This window comes from Cryobacterium adonitolivorans (assembly GCF_004402695.1).
GTDB classification, from domain to species: domain Bacteria; phylum Actinomycetota; class Actinomycetes; order Actinomycetales; family Microbacteriaceae; genus Cryobacterium; species Cryobacterium adonitolivorans.
Genome location: NZ_SOFL01000047.1, coordinates 17,139 through 31,069 on the forward strand (window position 1 = coordinate 17,139; position 13,931 = coordinate 31,069).

Sequence of the window (13,931 nt, forward strand, 5' to 3'; positions counted from 1 at the left end):
CTAGAAGAGTTTCGAGGCGGTGTCGTCGAGCCCGCGCATGGCGTCGTAGTCGAGCACCAGGCAGCGGATGCCGCGGTCCTCGGCCAGGGTGCGCGCCTGCGGCTTGATCTGCTGCGCGGCGAACACGCCCACCACGGGCGCCAGGTGCGGATCGCGGTTCATCAGCTCGAGGTAGCGGGTGAGTTGCTCGACGCCGTCGATGTCGCCGCGGCGCTTGAGTTCAACGGCCACCGAGGCGCCCTGGGCATCCCTGGCCAGGATGTCGACGGGGCCGATCGCCGTCATGTACTCGCGGCGAACCAGGGTGTGGCCGTCGCCGAGCAGGTGGATGTGCTCGGCGAGGAGCTTCTGCAGGTGGGCCTCGACGCCGTCCTTGATCAGGCCGGGGTCGATGCCGAGATCGTGGGCTGAGTCGTGCTCCACCTCGTAGAGGCTCACGATGACCTGGTCGGCGGTCTTGGCGTGTGTCACGGTCCACAGCTCGGTGATCCCGGCGTCGGCCTGCAACCCGTCGGGCGCCGAGACGGCCAGGCTGCACGGCGGGCTCATCCAGTTCAGCGGCTTGTAGGAGCCGCCGTCGGAGTGCACGAGCAGGCTGCCGTCGGACTTGACCATGAGCAGGCGGGTGGCCAGCGGCAAATGCGCACTGAGCCGTCCGGCGTAGTCAACTGAACATTTTGCTATAACGAGGCGCACTGAACGAGCTTAACCGGCGGCGGGGGTCTGCGTGCGCTCGCGGGCGGCCGGGGCGGCCAGCCCGGCCAGGGCCATGAGCACCACGATCACGAACAGGGCGTTCAGGATGCCCCACTGCTCGCCGATCAAGCCCAGCACCGGCGGCCCGACCAGGAACGCGAAATAGCCGATCATGGCGACGGCGCTCACCCGGGCGGCCGCGTTGGCGGTGTCGTCGGCCGCGGCAGACATGCCCACCGGGAAGCCGAGCGAGGCGCCGAGGCCCCACAGCACGGTGCCAACCACGAGCAGCCACACCGCCGGTGCGAGGATCACGAGCAGGAGCCCGGTCACCCCGAGCACCGAACAGGCCCGCAGTACGGGCACCCGGCCGAACCTGTCGAGCACCGGGCCGCCGAGCACCCGGCCCACCGTCATCGCCGAGACGAACACCCCGAAGACCAGCGCCCCGGTGGCGTCGCTCTGGCCGTGCCCGTCGACCACGGCCAGGGCCAGCCAGTCGCTGGCCGAGCCCTCGGCGAACGTCATGCCCAGCACGATCACCCCGATCAGCAGGATGCTCGGGTCGCGCCACACAGCGAGGCTGCTGCGCATCCGCTCGGCCCAGATCGGCCGCACGACGGAGGGATCCGCGGGGTCGCCGAGGGCCGGTCGGAGCGGCACGAACCGCACCGCGATCGCCGCGGCGGCCAGCGCGAGGGCGGCGACCAGGCTGAGATGCCAGCCCACTGGCACGGCGAGAGCGGCAGCCCCGGCCCCGAGCAACGCCCCCGCCACGGTGCCCAGGCTGAAGCAGGCGTGCAGCAAGGGCATCAGGGTGACACCGAGTTCGCGTTCGACGGCGGCGCCCTCGACGTTCATCATCACGTCGGTCGAGCCCATGCCGAAACCCACCAAGGCCAGTGCCGCGAACGCGATCGGCGACGACCCCCACACGGTCGCCGCGACGCCCACGAGGACCAGTCCCGCCGACGAGGTGGCGATACTGATCACCAGGGCCCGGCGGGCGCCGAACGCCGACAGCAGCCAGACGGCCGAGATGAGTCCGAGGACCGAGCCGGCGGAGAGCCCGAAGATCAGCAGGCCCACCTGGTCGGTGCGAAGGGCCAGGTCGTCGCGCACGGTGGGGATGCGGGACACCCACGACGCCAGCCCGAGCCCGCTCACGAAGAACAGCATGAAGACGGCGTTCCGCCACCGGGTGAGTTCGTGCCGCCCACGAGTGTTCGTCATTCCACCCACGCTACCGCCCCCGCGAGCCGTGAGCTAAGCACCGAATGCCGGGACACTCTGGGGCTTAACTCACGGCTCGCGAACCGGTCAGGCGCCCAGCCGCACCCAGCGGGTGCCGCGGGCGCGAAAGGAGAGGGTCACCGCCCGGGCGCCGAGGAACCCGAAGACGAACGTGGCCATCAACCAGGCGAGCCCGGCGGCACCAACGGGCGCCCAGAGCAGCACGAGGCCGACCATCGGAACGAAGGCGGCCAGGTTGACCAGGCCGGTCATGGCGAGGTAGCGCGCGTCGCCGGCGCCGATCAGCACCCCGTCGAGCACGAAGACAAGGCCGCCGAGTGGCACAGACAGGCCGAGCACCACGAGGGTCGGCGGCAGCAGCGCGGTGACCTCCTCGGCATTTGTGAACACCGCGCCGAGCACCCCGCTGGCGGCCACCACGACCAGGCCGAGCAGCATCCCGCCGCCGATGCCCCACTCCAGGCAGCGGCGCAGCACCTGGCGAACCTGCTGCTCGTCGCCGGCGCCGAGACCGCGGCCCACCAGGGCCTGGGCGGCGATGGCGAGGGCGTCGAGGGCGAAGGCCAGCGTGGCGAAGAGGGTCATCGCGATCTGGAACGCCGCGAGCTCCGGCGAGCCGAGGCTGGTGGCCACAAACACCGCCAGTAGCATGGCCGCGCGCAGGCTCGCGGTACGCAGGAACAGCCAGCCACCGCTCGTCGCCCCGCGGAGGAGGCCCGCGCGATGCGGTCGGAGCGGCGCCCGCTCACGCCGGGCGTGCCGCACGACGATGACGAGGTAGACGGCCACCATGCCCCACTGGGCGAGCACCGTGCCCAGCGCCGAGCCGACCAGCCCGAGGCCCAGCCCGTAGATGAACCACAGGTTGAGCAGGATATTGACCAGGAAACCGAGCCCGGCGACCCAGAGCGGGGTACGGGTGTCCTGCAGGCCGCGCAGCAACCCGGTCGCCGCGAAGACCACCAGCATCGCGGGCACGCCGAGCATCGACAGGCCCAGGTAGTCGGCGGCGGCGCGGGTCACCTCGGTCTCGGCGCCGAAGACGGCCACCAGCGCGGGGGTCGCGAACCAGCCGGCCACGGCGAGCACGGCGCCGAGGCCGAAGGCGAGCCATAGGCCATCCACCCCCACCGACACCGCGCGGCGCCGGTCGCCGACACCGAGCCAGCGCGCCACGGCGGGGGTGGTGCTGTACGCGAGGAAGACCATCAACCCGATGATCGTCTGCAGCACCGCGCTGGCCAGGCCGAGACCCGCCAGCGGCACCGCGCCGAGGTGGCCGACCATAGCCGAGTCGGCGAGCAGGAACAGGGGCTCGGCGATGAGAGCGCCGAGGGCAGGCACGGCCAGCCGGCGGATCTCGCGGTCGATGGGTTGGGGGCGTAGAAGTTCGATGCTTCGACTCTAGTTTCGGCAGAGGCTAGCGGATGCCGATTCGTCGCCGGCGGTCCTTCGTGCTGCGCACGTCTCGCGCCAGGCGCCGGTCGCCGTGGTACAGGATCCTCTGCCAGTCCACAGGCTTGCTCGGGTCGACGAGCGAGGCCGGGTCGAACGGCTTTTTCCTGGGCTTCCTCTCGTCGATGTAGAGGAAGTTGAGGAAGCCGAGCCAGACGTCGACGACGGAGTTGCGGATGCCGATGTAACTGCGGATCGCGCCGGCGGCCATGATCGCGTTGAAGCCGGCGAACAGCGCGTTGCCCCAGTTCTGTTGGATCACATCCCGGTACAGGGTGAGCAGCGAGAACAACACAATCAGGTAGGGCACGATCACGTACAGGGCCGGCGCCGCCGTGCGGTCCTTCACCTTGGGGGTGCGCACGAACGGAATCTTCTCGCCCGTGAGCATCTGCTGGAACGACTTCAGCACGCCCGCCAAGTTGACCGGCAGCAGCACCAGGTTGAACCCGTAGATGCGGAAGATGTCGCTGAACCGGTGGCCGGCTTCGCGCAGGTCGAAGCCCATCGCAATGAAGTACGGCATCGCCGCGAGGAACACGAACGGGCTGAGCAGCCGACCGTCGTAGGGGTAGGCGAGCAGGAAGAGCAGGCCGAAGCTGCCCCAGGCGATGGAGGCCATGTAGTTGCCGCGCAGCGCAATCTCGCTGAGCAGCACGTGCTCGCGGTTGAACCGGCGGGTGCGCAGCTGGTCGAAGAACTTGGACAGGATGAGCAGGCCGCCGTTGGCCCAGCGCCGGCGTTGCACGATGAGCGATCCGAAGTCGGGCGGGGTAGCGCTGTAGCTGAGCCGCTCCGGGTAGTTCACCAGGGACCAGCCGTGGGTGCCCAGGTCGATGCTCGACTCGGTGTCCTCGATCACGGTGCGGTCCTGGATGAAGGTCTTCACGGTGAACCCGGCCACCACCTCGGTCTCGACGATGTCTTCGAGGGCCCGTTTGCGGATCACGGCGTTGGCGCCGACCCAGAAGGTGGCGTTGTAGTAGGTCATACCCTGGTGAAGCATGTGCTGCAGATCGGTGCTCGCGCCGGCCACTCGCTCGATGCGGGTGGGTGCACCGCGGAATGCCGAGTACGGCGTCTGCGTCACGGCCACCCTGGCATTCTCGGCCTGCTCGAGCAGGTACACCAGGCGAACGCAGTAGTCCCGCAGCAGCAGCGAGTCGGCGTCCAGGGTGAGCAGGTAGGTGGTGTCGGGAATGACGAGGTCCGGACTGGCGCCGTCGACGCTCTCGCGCAGCACAACGCCGTCCGAGGTCTGTTCAGTCGTCCACGACTGGCCCATCAGCCCGATGTAGGAGTTCAAGTTCATGGCCTTGTTCGCCTCATGCGAGAGCGACGAGTACATCTTGCGCTCGAAGGAGCCCACCCGGGTGGTGAACAGCCGGGCCAGCCTGAGGCCCAGCGTCATCAGGCGGTCGGCGTCCGGGTATGACCCCTGGGTCAGTGAGGCGTTCAGGGCGAGCAGGCTCAGCCGCAACTCGCGGGCCAGGCCCATCACCACCTGGTCAACGAAGAACTCGTCCACGTGGTCTGCCACCTGTTCGGTGTCGGCCAGGGCCTCCAGCCAGATGGCCGCGACGGTGTAGTCGCTGGCGAGCAGCGCGACGTCCTCGTGCAGCACGACCGAGTCATCGGCGAAGCGCAGTGCGCGGGCCGTGACGGATGCCCGGAATCTCTCGCCGGGTTCGTTCAGGGCGGCCTCGATCTGGCTGGGCAGCTCCCGAGTGGCGTTCAGCGTGGCCAATTTGTCCGGGTCGTCCGGAAACGGCGGGTCGTCGAGCAGGAGCACCACGCTGAGGTTCGGGAACTCCTGCAGTGCCGCCGACCACAGGGTGGCCCGCACGACATTGGTCTCCTCCGAATAGCTCGGCACGAGCACCGTGATGGCCTCGTTGTAGTCGGCGAAGTGCCTGTCGAGTTCGCCGCGCGGCACCCTGTCGTGGCTACGGAACCTGTACAGGGCACCCTGACGGGCCACCAGGTACATCAACGCCGAAAAGCTGAGGATCGTGACGACGGCCACGTAGCCGACCGCCTCGACGGTGAAGCGGAATCCCGCACCGGGGTTGTTCACGAATTCGCGCACGATGGTGGTGAACACGTAGATCACCCAGAAGCCCACTGTGGAGATGATCGCGAGCCTGCCCAGGGTGATCGTGCGATTCGAGGGCCGGGGATGCACGATCGGCAACGGCTCGCTGCGCCGCTCTGCGCCCCACTGCCGCCGCCGACCAGTCGAGACTTCACCGGTCAGGTCCATTAATTCTCCAGTTTCCCCGCGCGCCGAATTTCTATGCAACTGTATCGTGGTCGTAGTGAACCATGAGTGGGGGACCATTGTCCAAGCGTTTTCCCGGAAGGCGATTGTCTTTTCTCCGTCTGACCGGCGTGTTCGTTGTCATCGCTGGCCTCGTATTTTCAGGTTTCCAGGGCTGGCGCTGGTTCCAGGACACGACCACCGCGCGGCCCGCGGCGTGGATGGCCGGCTATGTCGACGTCACGGCCACGCCCAACTATGCGTTCGAGAACCCCGCGGCGACTGCCGGCACTCATGTGGTGTTGTCGTTCGTCGTCGCCTCCACCGCGGACGCCTGCGTCCCGTCCTGGGGCACCTACTACTCGCCTGACGAGGCGGATGTGGCGCTCGACCTGGACCGCCGCGTCGCACGCCGCGTGCAGCAGGGCGGTGACGTGATCGTCTCGTTCGGAGGGCTGCTCAACACCGAACTGGCCACGGGTTGCACCGATGCCACCGAACTCCGCCGTGGCTACGAGTCGGTGATCGACCGGTACTCGCTGAACACCATCGACCTCGACATCGAGGGGGACAACCTCGCCGATACCGCGGCCGGTGAGAGGCGGGCGAGCGCGATCGCCGCCATCCAGACGGAGCGGGCGACCGCGGACAACCCGCTGGCGGTTTGGCTTACCCTGCCCGTGCTGCCCACCGGGCTCACCGAGGCCGGCACGACCGCGGTCGCCCAGATGCTCGCCGCCGGTGTCGACCTGGCCGGAGTGAACGTGATGACCATGGACTACGGCGCCAGTCGCGGCGGCATGAGCATGGTGGATGCGGGTGTGGGCGCCCTGCGCGGCACGCACAGTCAGCTGAAGACCCTCTACGGCCGCCAGGGCGTCGACCTGGGCACCAAGGAACTCTGGAACAAGGTCGGCATGACCCCCATGATCGGGCAGAACGATGTGCCCGGCGAGATCCTCACCCTCGACGACGCCAAGGCCCTCAACACATTCGCGCTCGAGAACGGCGTTGGCCGGGTGTCGATGTGGTCACTCAACCGCGATCAGACCTGCGGTTCGAACTATCCCGACGTCACCAGGGTCTCCGACTCCTGTAGCGGCGTCGCTCAGGGCGCGGTCAGCTTCGCCGATGTGCTCGGAGGGTCGTTCACGGGAACACCGGAGAATTCCGCCGCTGTCGTGACGACCTCAGGGCCAACCGCCTCGGCCGCCGACCTGCTCGACGACCCCGATACGAGCCCATACCGGGTGTGGTCGGAGCAGGTGGCATACGCCAAGGACACCAAGGTGGTCTGGCACCGTGAGGTGTACGTCGCGAAGTACTGGACGCAGGGTGACCTGCCCGACAACCCGGTGCTGCAGTCGACCGAGACGCCGTGGACCCTGATCGGCCCGGTGCTGCCCGGCGAGACGCCGGTCCCGGTGGCTACCCTGCCGGCCGGCAGCTATCCGGAGTGGGACGGTAGCTCCGTGTTCACCGAGGGTGACCGGGTGATGTTTGACTCGCTCACCTTCGAGGCCAAGTGGTGGACCACCGGCGACAGCCCGCAGGCGGCCGCCGTAGACGCCGATGTGTCGCCGTGGCGCCAGCTCACGCCGGCGGAGATCACCGCACTGCTCACGGAGCCGACCGCCCCGTAGCTCCGGGCGGCGTTGGCACGGCGCCCGTGGCGGGTGCCTGGGACTGCCGTGTCGGCAGCCCGGGCGGCGGATCCACCCCGTAGATACTGCGGGCCGTGGACCGACGGTTCCTCCCCCTGACCCAATCCGTGGGGTAGATCTTCGGGAGGATCTTCGCTACAGCGAGCACAACGTAGATGACGGTATTGATCCCGACGAAAGCTGAAAATACTGCGAAGAAGTGCGAGGCCAAGGCCGAATCGGGCAACAGGATGCCGGTCGGCACCGACTGGGGCGGAATGAGCGGGAGCAACGTGAGGAGCGGTGGCATCGGGATCAGGCGGCCCTCACCTTAGGGCTCTTCGCGTTCGCATGTTCCCAGTTGGCCTGCCGACCGAGGGTGATGTCGATGATGCCCTTGACGTAGACCACGTTCAGGAACATGTCGAAACAGAGTTCGGGGAACACGGTGAGCGCGAGCAACCGGGCCCGCCACCCGCCCTCCCACACGGTGACGACGCGTTCTGCGACGAAGATCGAGCCGAGGCCGAGCCAGAACGGGAACCAAACCCAGGTGCTCACGGCGAGCAGGGTGACCAGGATCAAGGTCAGGAACGAGGTCAGGGCGATGACGCTGTAGCCGATGCCGAGCTGTTGTGCCCAGTAGCGCAGCGTCGCGGGGGTTAGACCGTACGCGCCGATGTTCTCCAGGGCGCCGCGTTGCCAGCGCAGGCGCTGCTGCCAGAGGGCGGGCAGGGTCGGCATCAGCTCAGTCACTACGGTGCACTGTGCGGGGGAGGTTATTAGGGCGCCGAGCGATTTCAGTGCGATGGTGAGCTCGTTGTCCTCGGTGAGCGCGTGCGTGTCGTAGACATCGCCGTGGACGCCCGGGAGGGTGAGAGCGCGATTCTCAGCGACGGAACGCAACGCGAAGGGCCGGAACATCGAAGCCGTGCCGGTGAGCACGAAGACGCGGCCGCGCCGCCGGGCTAGTTCCCGGGAGTAACGCACATACTCATTGCGCTGGAGCAGACCGATCAGGCCGAACCCCGGCTCGCCGTAGAAGAGGCCGCCGATCGCCATCAAGGCGCGATCGCTCGTGAAACGGGCGACGGCCGCGGCGAGGAACCCATCATCGAGCGCGGTGTCCGCGTCCATGACCATGATCACGTCGTTGTCGAGCTGTCCCGGCAGCACCCGACTGAGTACCTGGTTCAGGGCACCGGCCTTCTTCTTGCTGTTGTTCACGGATTCGAAGACCTCGACGCCGTACGCGCGGGCGATGGCGATGGTGTTGTCTGTGCAGTTGTCGGCGACGACGATCACTCGCTCCGGCCTGTGCGACTGGGCGAAGAGCGAGGCCAGGGTCACCGGCAGCGAGAGCTCCTCGTTGTGCGCGGGGATCAGCACGGTCACCGTCACGGGTCCGGTGAAAACACCCCCGTTCCGGGCCATCACGATTTTCGGCGCGAGCGGGTTACGGCTCGCGTTCGAGGAACGGCGCGACGTGTTCGTCGCCCGGTGTTCGAGCAGCGCGATGCCGGCGGCGAAAAGCACGGCGAGGGCGATGGCCCCGAGGATCGCCCGGAGCGCTGGTGCGCTCGGATCGTAGAAAATAGGGAGCATACCGAAGATCAGGTACGGGAAGGGGGCTGCACCGGCCGTCGGATTCCCGGCTGCGACTATGAACCACAACAGGCCAGCCGCGCTCGTGGATAGACCCGCGATGACGAGACCGACTGATCGTCCCGGTGCCTGTGCCCCCATACATCAGATCGTATCGGCTCGGGGAGGCCGATTGTGCGGAACGGTGGCTGTTGAAATGCCTAGTTCAACAGGCGGTTTCCCACCCACGCCGGCGGAGATCACCGCGCTGCTCGACCAGCCGGCAGCCCGGCAGCCCGGGCGCCGGCGACACGTCCTACGGCAGGATGACGAGCTTGCCGCGCGCGCCGGACTCGAAGTCGTCGAAGGCCTCGGCCACGTCGGCGAGGGCGTAGCTGCCCTGCACGGTCACGGAGGTGCGGCCGGCGGCGAGGCTCTCGGCCAGGCGGGTCAGCACCTCGGTGGTGGGATCGGCGTGGATGGGCACCACGGTCACGGTGTCGCTGGCGAGCTGGTCGGGCGAGCCGATCAGGGTGGAGACGAGACGACCGCCTGCACGGAGCGCCGGCAGCACGGTGGCCGCGTCGCCGGCGAAGTGCAGCACCACGTCGACGCCGTCGGGGTGGGCGGCGAGTACGGCCTTGCTGAGGTTCTGGGTGTGGTCAACGACCTCGCTGGCGCCGAGCAGGCGCACCTGGGCGATGCCGAGGGCGGTGCGGGCGGTGGCGATCACGGTGGCACCGGCCGCGGCGGCGAGCTGCAGGGCCTGGTTGCCGACACCGCCGGTGGCGCCGACGATCAGCACGGTGCTGCCGGGGGTGAGCTCGGCGGCATCCATGGCGGCCTGCGCTGCCGTTCCCGCCAGCCCGAGGGCGGCGGCGCGCGCGAAGTCGACCTGGTCCGGCAGCTTCGCCAGGCCCGTCGCGGTGGGCACGACCACGAACTCGCCGAACGAGCCATCGCCCAGGTAGGCCTTGGTGACGACGCCGAAGACCCGGTCGCCCACGGCGTAGGTCGTGACGTCGTCGCCGACGGCATCCACGATCCCCGCGAAATCCTTGCCCAGCACCACCGGGAACCGGTGCTCCATCAGGCCGTCGAGGTGACCGGCGGCCACGGCCAGGTCGATCCCGTTGACGGATGCCGCGTGCACGCGCACGCGCACCTCTCCCGCGGAAGGCTGGGGGGTGTCGATCTCGCGCAGTTCGAGGGCGGAGCCGAACTCGGGCAGGGTGATGACGCGCATGGGGATCTCCTGGGTCAGGGGCGACCCGTGTGGAGCGCCGTTGTGCTTATGCTCCCACGCCGACCACATCCCCCACCACGGCCCATGGTCCTACGCCCACCGCATCCCCCACCACTTCTCAGTGAGGTTTAGGCTGGGGCGATGACTGATCAGGCGACTGCATCCGGAATCGACACCGACGAACTCGACCAGGGCGTGCGCCCGCAGGACGACCTCTTCCGCCACGTGAACGGCAAGTGGATCGCCCGCACCGAGATCCCTAACGACAAGGCCCGCTGGGGCTCGTTCTACCTGCTCGCCGAAGAGGCCGAGAAGGCCGTGCGGGCGATCATCCTTGAGGCCCAGACCGCCGAAGAGGGCACGGAGGAGCGCAAGTTCGGCGACCTCTACGCCAGCTTCATGGACGAGGAACGCATCGAGCAGCTCGGTGCCACTCCGCTCGCGGCCGACCTGGCTACCGTGGACGGAATCAGCTCGGTGCCGGTGTTCCTGGCCACCCTCGGCCGCCTCGAGCGGGCCGGCGTTTCGGGCACCTTCCAGCTCTTCGTCGACAACGACCCGGGCAACCCAGAGCGCTACCTGGTTTTTGTCGAGCAGGCCGGCCTGGGCCTGCCGGACGAGTCTTATTACCGCGACGAGAGGTTCGCCGGTGTGCGGGAGGCCTACCTTTCCTTCGTCGAACGGATGCTCACTCTTGCCGGCATCGACGATGCGCCGACGCGCGCCGGGCGCATCTTCGCCCTGGAAACCGAACTCGCCAGCCACCACTGGGACAACGTGCGCACCCGCGACAGCGAGAAGACCTACAACCTCAAGACCTGGGACCAGCTTTCCGCGCTCGCCGCGGGCGCCGACCTCGACCTGTGGCTGCAGGGCCTGGATGCCCCGGCCGTGGCCTTCGAAGAGGTCGTCGTGCGCCAGCCGAGCTTTGTGGTCGGCCTGGCCGAGATGCTCACCGACGACCGGCTCGACGCCTGGCGGGACTGGCTGCGATGGCAGGTCATCCGCTCGAGCGCCTCGTGCCTGTCGAGCGGCTTCGTCGAGGCGAACTTCGACTTCTACGGCCGCACCCTCACCGGCACCCCGCAGATCCGCGCCCGCTGGAAGCGCGGCGTCGCGCTTGTGGAGGGCGCGCTCGGCGAGGCCGTCGGCCGCATCTACGTTGACCGGCACTTCTCGCCCGACGCCAAGACCAGCATGGACGTGCTCGTCGGCCACCTCGTCGAGGCCTACCGGGGCAGCATCACGGGCCTGGACTGGATGACTCAGGAGACCCGCGACAGGGCCCTGGAGAAGCTGGACAAGTTCACCCCCAAGATCGGTTATCCGATGAAGTGGCGCGACTACTCCAGCCTGGCCATCGAGCCCGGCGACCTGATCAAGAACGTGCGCGCCACCGGCGAGTTCGAGTTCCACCGCGAGCTGGGAAAAATCGGCAACCCTCTGGACCGCGACGAATGGTTCATGACCCCGCAGACCATCAACGCCTATTACAACCCGGGCTTCAACGAGATCGTCTTCCCCGCGGCCATCCTGCAGGTGCCGTTCTTCGACGTGAATCGGGACGCGGCGGCCAACTACGGAGCGATCGGCGCGGTCATCGGCCACGAGATCGGCCACGGCTTCGACGACCAGGGCTCCAAGTACGACGGCGACGGCCGGCTCACCGACTGGTGGACCGAGGCCGACAAGGCCGCGTTCGAGCAGCGCACGGCATCGCTCATCGAGCAGTACGACGCTCTCCACCCGGCGCAGGTGCCCGACCACCACGTCAACGGCGCCCTCACCATCGGTGAGAACATCGGCGACCTCGGCGGCCTCTCGATCGCCTGGAAGGCATACCTGCTCTCCCTCCAGGGCGACGAGCCGCCCGTCATCGACGGGCTTACCGGTGCGCAGCGGTTCTTCCTCTCCTGGGCGCAGGCATGGCAGATGAAGATGCGCGACGAGGAGGCCGTCCGGCTGCTCGCGATCGACCCGCACTCGCCCAACGAGTTCCGCTGCAACCAGATCGTGCGTAACATCGACGAGTACTACACGGCGTTCGGCGTGACCGAAACGGATGCCGCGTGGCTCGCCCCTGAGAAGCGCGTCACGATCTGGTAGCGGTCGGGTCCGGCCCCGCAACCCGTGGGTTAGGGTATTCGCGGGGACTTCGCAGTACCGATAGCCAGAGGACAACGCCGTAGTGGTCGCGCCAGCACAGGAATCCGAACGCCGGTCCAGGCACGCCCTCCAACGCGGCGGCAAACACCGGGAATCCTCGGTGCCGTCCAGCTTCGAACGCGGCTTCCAATCGCTCGGTGAGCTCGCCATGGGCGGCGCGCAGGTGTCCGCGCGGGCGACCGACCTGGCCACCGGCAGGGTGCTGTTCTCCGTCGATGACCACGTCGTCATGCCCACCGCCGGCATCGGCACGGTGCTGCTGCTGATCGAGGTGGCCTCGCGGCTGCGCGACGCCGACTTCGGTGCGTACACGATCCTCGACCGCTCGGTGCGCGACTCGGTCGACGGCTCCGGACTCTGGCAGCACCTGCAGGTGCCATCGCTGCCCGTCGCCGACCTCGCCGCACTCGTGGGCGCCACCAACGACAACCTGGCCACCAACGTGCTGCTGCGCGCCGTGGGCCTGGAGGCCGTGCGCCGTCGCACCGAGGACCTCGGCCTGAGCGGCACCGGCCTGCTCGACCTCGTCCGCGACTCACGCGGCCCCGACGATGCCCCCAATCTGTCGGTGGGCAGCGCCCGCGAGCTCACCTGGCTGTTCACGGCCCTGGCACGCGGCGAGATCCTCGACGACGAGGGCAGCGAACGGGTGCTCGGCTGGCTGTCGCTGAACTCCGACCTGTCGATGGTGGCCAGCGCGTTCGGCTTCGAACCGCACGCCCACCGGTCGGCGTCCCACGGGGTCCTGCTGGTGAACTCGACAGGCACCGACAACGGGGTGCGCAGCGAGGTGGGCGTGCTGCGCGGACCGCGCGCCGGCGTCGCCTATGCCGTGTCGATCTTCTTCGAGGACCACACACTCTCCTCCCGCCTCTCGGTGCTGGACGGCATGCGCGCGGTCGGCCTGGACCTACTCGAATACGTGCACTGACCCCCCGCGAACTGTGAGCTAAGCCCCGAAAGACTCGAGTTTTCGGGGCTTTTCTCACGGCTCGCGGCGCTGGTGGGCGCGCTCGTTGCGCGCGGCCGCCTCTGCCGTCTCCCTGATGCGCGCGGACCGGGTTGCGGGGCGCTTCGCCTGCACGATCCACTCCAGGATGGCGCGGCGCGGGGAGCGCGGGAACGCGTCCCAGTTCGCATGGGCACCCTCGTAGCCGGCCAGGGCCGCGGCCAGGTCGGGCGGCACGATCAGGTCCTCGACCTCGTCGAGCCGGGTCCAGGAGCCGTCGGCCTCGGCGGAGCGCACGGCTGCCTCACCGGCGTCCCGCATCAGCCCGTCGGCGCGGAGCCGCTCGATGCGCTGCTTGTTGGGCCTGGACCACGAGCTGCCGGGCCGGCGGGGCGCGAAGTAGAGCATGGTGCGCCTGTCGTCGACCTTGCCGCCCTTGCTGTCGACCCAGCCGACGGCAAGGGCCTCGAGGACCGCATCCTCATAACCGAGCACCGGCATCCCGGAGCCCTGGCGCCAGGTGACCAGCCACACTCCGGTCCTCTGTGTGTGGTTCTCCGCCAGCCAGGCCCGCCACGCGGCCCGGTCCTCGGGGTGCACCCGTTCGGCTTCATCGCTCACGCCGCCACCATAGCCCGCGAGCCGTGAGCTGAACCCCGAAGAACGCGTGTTCTCGGT

At 68.6% G+C, this 13,931-nt stretch carries 10 protein-coding genes; 3 read left to right on the forward strand and 7 right to left on the reverse strand.

All coding sequences use genetic code 11. The features are described from left to right. The 4 genes from nucS to E3O42_RS14635 form a co-directional block, all read right to left on the reverse strand. On the reverse strand, nucleotides 1-696 hold the full coding sequence (gene nucS / locus E3O42_RS14620) for an endonuclease NucS (protein WP_134454634.1): 696 nt from the start codon (nucleotides 694-696) through the stop codon (nucleotides 1-3). Between the two features lie 9 nt (nucleotides 697-705). Continuing rightward, on the reverse strand, nucleotides 706-1,929 hold the full coding sequence (locus E3O42_RS14625; RefSeq protein ID WP_134454635.1) for an MFS transporter: 1,224 nt from the start codon (nucleotides 1,927-1,929) through the stop codon (nucleotides 706-708). Nucleotides 1,930-2,016: 87 nt separating this feature from the next. After that, nucleotides 2,017-3,294: an MATE family efflux transporter gene (locus tag E3O42_RS14630; RefSeq protein ID WP_134454636.1), complete on the reverse strand. Its 1,278-nt coding sequence runs from the start codon at nucleotides 3,292-3,294 to the stop codon at nucleotides 2,017-2,019. A 76-nt stretch (nucleotides 3,295-3,370) separates the two neighbouring features. Next, nucleotides 3,371-5,668, reverse strand: coding sequence for a glycosyltransferase family 2 protein (locus E3O42_RS14635; RefSeq protein ID WP_134454637.1), 2,298 nt, complete (start codon nucleotides 5,666-5,668; stop codon nucleotides 3,371-3,373). A 104-nt stretch (nucleotides 5,669-5,772) separates the two neighbouring features. Here E3O42_RS14635 and E3O42_RS14640 point away from each other — a divergent pair, with 104 nt between their 5' ends. Then, nucleotides 5,773-7,308 (forward strand): chitinase, encoded by a 1,536-nt coding sequence (locus E3O42_RS14640; RefSeq protein WP_241984852.1) that lies wholly within the window; start codon nucleotides 5,773-5,775, stop codon nucleotides 7,306-7,308. Nucleotides 7,309-7,623: 315 nt separating this feature from the next. Here E3O42_RS14640 and E3O42_RS14650 read toward each other — a convergent pair whose 3' ends face one another. Together E3O42_RS14650 and E3O42_RS14655 are read right to left on the reverse strand one after the other, a co-directional pair. Further along, nucleotides 7,624-9,054, reverse strand: coding sequence for a glycosyltransferase family 2 protein (locus E3O42_RS14650; protein WP_134454639.1), 1,431 nt, complete (start codon nucleotides 9,052-9,054; stop codon nucleotides 7,624-7,626). 154 nt (nucleotides 9,055-9,208) lie between these two features. Then, a complete protein-coding gene (locus E3O42_RS14655) occupies nucleotides 9,209-10,138 on the reverse strand; it encodes an NADP-dependent oxidoreductase (RefSeq protein WP_134454640.1) in 930 nt (309 codons plus the stop codon). Nucleotides 10,139-10,279: 141 nt separating this feature from the next. Here E3O42_RS14655 and E3O42_RS14660 point away from each other — a divergent pair, with 141 nt between their 5' ends. Continuing rightward, nucleotides 10,280-12,244 carry a M13 family metallopeptidase gene (locus E3O42_RS14660; RefSeq protein WP_134454641.1) on the forward strand — a complete coding sequence of 655 codons (1,965 nt, stop codon included), beginning with the start codon at nucleotides 10,280-10,282 and terminating at the stop codon, nucleotides 12,242-12,244. A gap of 82 nt (nucleotides 12,245-12,326) precedes the next feature. Then, entirely contained in the window at nucleotides 12,327-13,235 is a 909-nt protein-coding gene (locus tag E3O42_RS14665) for a serine hydrolase (RefSeq protein WP_134454642.1), read from the forward strand. Between the two features lie 54 nt (nucleotides 13,236-13,289). On the opposite strand, the gene E3O42_RS14670 is transcribed toward E3O42_RS14665, so the two are convergent. Beyond that, nucleotides 13,290-13,874 carry a YdeI/OmpD-associated family protein gene (locus E3O42_RS14670; RefSeq protein ID WP_241984853.1) on the reverse strand — a complete coding sequence of 195 codons (585 nt, stop codon included), beginning with the start codon at nucleotides 13,872-13,874 and terminating at the stop codon, nucleotides 13,290-13,292. Nucleotides 13,875-13,931 lie beyond the last annotated feature (57 nt).

Bases quoted from the DNA above. Each gene is read 5' to 3' on its own strand.
- E3O42_RS14635 (WP_134454637.1), bottom strand. From the start codon at position 5,668: ATGGACCTGACCGGTGAAGTCTCGACTGGTCGGCGGCGGCAGTGGGGC.
- E3O42_RS14655 (WP_134454640.1), bottom strand. From the start codon at position 10,138: ATGCGCGTCATCACCCTGCCCGAGTTCGGCTCCGCCCTCGAACTGCGC.
- E3O42_RS14650 (WP_134454639.1), bottom strand. From the start codon at position 9,054: ATGGGGGCACAGGCACCGGGACGATCAGTCGGTCTCGTCATCGCGGGT.
- E3O42_RS14660 (WP_134454641.1), top strand. From the start codon at position 10,280: ATGACTGATCAGGCGACTGCATCCGGAATCGACACCGACGAACTCGAC.
- E3O42_RS14625 (WP_134454635.1), bottom strand. From the start codon at position 1,929: ATGACGAACACTCGTGGGCGGCACGAACTCACCCGGTGGCGGAACGCC.